The following is a 2,941-nucleotide window of genomic DNA, read 5'->3' as shown; positions in this document are numbered from 1 at the left end:
CCAATGCTTCTTTATAGCGTCCTAAATTCCATAGCGCAATACCATGATTACACCAAGCTTTCTGTTTATCAGGTTTAATTTCTAGTGCCTTGTCGTAGGATACGATCGCATCTTCATAGCGTCCTAAAGCAGACAGCGCAATGCCTTTGTTGTACCAAACTTCGTGTTGATCAGGTTGAATGTTGATGGCTTGCTCGTAAGCGGCGATCGCTGCTTCAGATTCTTTTACCGAATAAAGCAAATACCCTAGTTCAAATTGTAAACTTACCCTACTATCTTCTGTCTGATGTTTTTCTGCCAACAAGTCTTGAAATTCCAATACTTTTTCAATCTTTTGTTCTTGGCTAAGTTTTAGATATTTCTCATAGTCTCCCTCCAATATCAGCCGAGTTGATTCCTGTTCTACTAATTCTGGTGTAGTTGGTAATTCAAATACTCCAGAACGCCAATCAAAGAAATCTGGGGCGCGGTGGATTAAATAGTTTATCGAAAATGACCGTAAAAGAAAAACAAAGCAAAATGGTAAATCATCTCTAAACCGTTCTCGCTGTTGATTTAAGTGATTTAAAATATGTGGTACGCTTGTTAAATTGCTGAATTGTCCTTCAGTAATTTCGCCAAAAGTTCTCTTTTCATATTTATATAAAGAATATTCCAGACCTTTAATTAATAAAATATCAATTTGCTTGTCTTTAACAAACTCAGCCACTCGCTCATATAAATTATCAATCGCTTCCACCAAGCGCAAAACTTCTATATGCTTGTGAGGAATATCTTGTGGAAGTTTGGCAATTAAACGGTCTGCTTCCACAGGTGTACATTGCACAAAAAATAAACCAAAGCCTGATTTCCGCTTCAGTGCGCGAACTAAGTCTTGATAGGCTGCTTCTGGTTCTGGGGGTAAATCCTCATCCCAATCATCTACATTTGGGTTCATGAAAGTTTTGCTACAGCTTCTTTAAATTCGGCAATTCCTTGAATTAATGGATGAATATCATACCAGCGCTGCATCTCTCCTTCATTATCAAAATATTTGTATTCTAAAAGACAGCGATTATACATCAAACTTCGATACAGGTCATCACCAGGAAGCTTTTTAGAACGGGACACCTCAGCTAACAAATTCCATTGAGAGTTTTCTACAGTGCGGCGATAGGTATCTCTCGCTTGAGTAATTGCTCGTCGCACTGCACTTTCTGTAATTGGTAACTCTTCAGTACGTCCAATAGCATCTTGAGTTAACAATAGCAAATTCCTCACATGACCTCCACTCATCAAACACAGTCTTTCTAAGGTGTTAGGACTATCAAAAATATCCTTTTCTAGTGATAACTCCGGTGCAATTTGCCGAACGCGCTTGCTAATTACTTCTTTAACTTTCTTCAGCCCAGGCTGGTAAATTTCTCCATCAAGAGTTTTTACCATAATCATCGGTAAAATTAGGCATTCACCATAGATATCCCGAATATCTGTACCTCGTTTAGAATACAGTAAGGAAATAGGTGCAGTATAAATTAAATGGCAATCCAAACCTTTGAGTTGTCCGCTGCGGTCTACAAAAACTTCCTCATAGTTGGTGCTATCTCCATCTTTAACTAACACCATCCGGTCTAAATTATCGACAATTACCGCCAGTTTATTGCAGCCATTAGGTAAATTCTGTTTGGCATCTGTCAGAAATTCATTCAACACCTGAATTAGAGTTACAGTGTGAGGATCAATTTTTTGGCGAATCTGTTGGCGTAATTGGGGAACGGCTCTTAAATTTGCTGTTAGCTTGGCAAACTGAGCAATTTGCGCTTCTACTGTTAGCTTCTCAAACTCTATGGGAGTCTGCGCCAAATCTTTCAACTCTCCCCAAAGGCTTTTTAACCAGTCGAGTATAGGACGAGGATTGGCAATTTCTTTTAAATCTTTAAGCAAACGGCGGGTACAGGCGAGGAGAATGTCTGTATATTGGGCATCTTCAGAATCAATATCTTCTTCATCAGCCGCAAAATATACGACATAGAATTGCCGATTTTCTAAATACTTCTTTAACTTGAGTAATTCTGTAGACTTTCCTGCGCCCCGATGCCCAGAATATAATTGGCAAGTATTAGTGTTTGCTAATCGCATCCGATTTCCCAACTCTTGCAGAATATCCGCATCACCGCGCACATCCTGACAATCAACATACCTTGTGTCATCCGCGGGTAAGGGTTCAAAGGGGTTAAAGGCGTTGTAGAGTTCAGTAAGTAAGTCAGGATAATTAAGCATAAGTATTAAATATGGTAATTTTGCCCATTATACTGTCGGTAATACCCCTGAACACTCGTTAATGGAGTTATTAGCCTCATTCACGGAGCAAATAGCCTCATTCACGGAGCAAATAGCCTCATTAATGGAGCAAATAGCCTCATTCACGGAGCAAATAGCCTCATTAATGGAGCAAATAGCCTCATTAATGGAGCAAATAGCCTCATTCACGAAGTAAATAGCCTCATTAATGGAGCAAATAACCTCATTCACGGAGTAAATAGCCTCATTAATGGAGCAAATAACCTCATTAATGGAGCAAATAGCCTCATTAACAGAGTTCACATAACTAGCTTGAAAAAATATTTACAGTCATTGCGAGCGGAGAGAAGCAATCCCAACCCTTGCGATTGCTTCTCTTCGAGACGCTACGCGAACACTCCGTTCCCAATGACGTTTTGTAATTAATTCTGTTCGGCTACTTATTCATCAATAAATAAGGGCACAGCATTGCTCATACGTGTCAACTTAATGTGAAACCCTTTTGGTTGACAAGGTTTTGTCCTCATCCCCAACCCCTCGCTTACCCAATGAACCGCCGTCACCCTGGAAGGGTGCGGCTAACGTTACAAAGCCCACCTGCGTGGGCTTTGTAACGTTAGCCCCAGGCTTACAGCCTGTGGGCGGTCTTTTGGGTAAGCCA

Annotated in this window: 2 protein-coding genes; both read right to left on the bottom strand. The window is 40.3% G+C overall.

The window, feature by feature from the left end; all coding sequences use genetic code 11:
- On the bottom strand, window positions 1–937 hold a 937-nt coding region (locus BV372_RS33410), incomplete at its 3' end, for a tetratricopeptide repeat protein (protein ID WP_143845470.1).
- A complete protein-coding gene (locus tag BV372_RS33405) occupies window positions 934–2,259 on the bottom strand; it encodes an AAA family ATPase (protein WP_086691601.1) in 1,326 nt (441 codons plus the stop codon). The genes BV372_RS33405 and BV372_RS33410, both read right to left, overlap by 4 nt.
- Window positions 2,260–2,941 lie beyond the last annotated feature (682 nt).

Origin of the sequence: Nostoc sp. T09, assembly GCF_002154695.1 — a bacterium.
Lineage (GTDB): Bacteria > Cyanobacteriota > Cyanobacteriia > Cyanobacteriales > Nostocaceae > Aulosira.
The sequence above is the reverse complement of the archived record's forward strand: the minus strand, read 5'-3'. Positions and strand labels throughout refer to the sequence as shown.

What these genes read in the sequence shown, in the direction of transcription:
- BV372_RS33405 (WP_086691601.1), bottom strand. Translation starts at nt 2,259, where the DNA reads ATGCTTAATTATCCTGACTTACTTACTGAACTCTACAACGCCTTTAAC.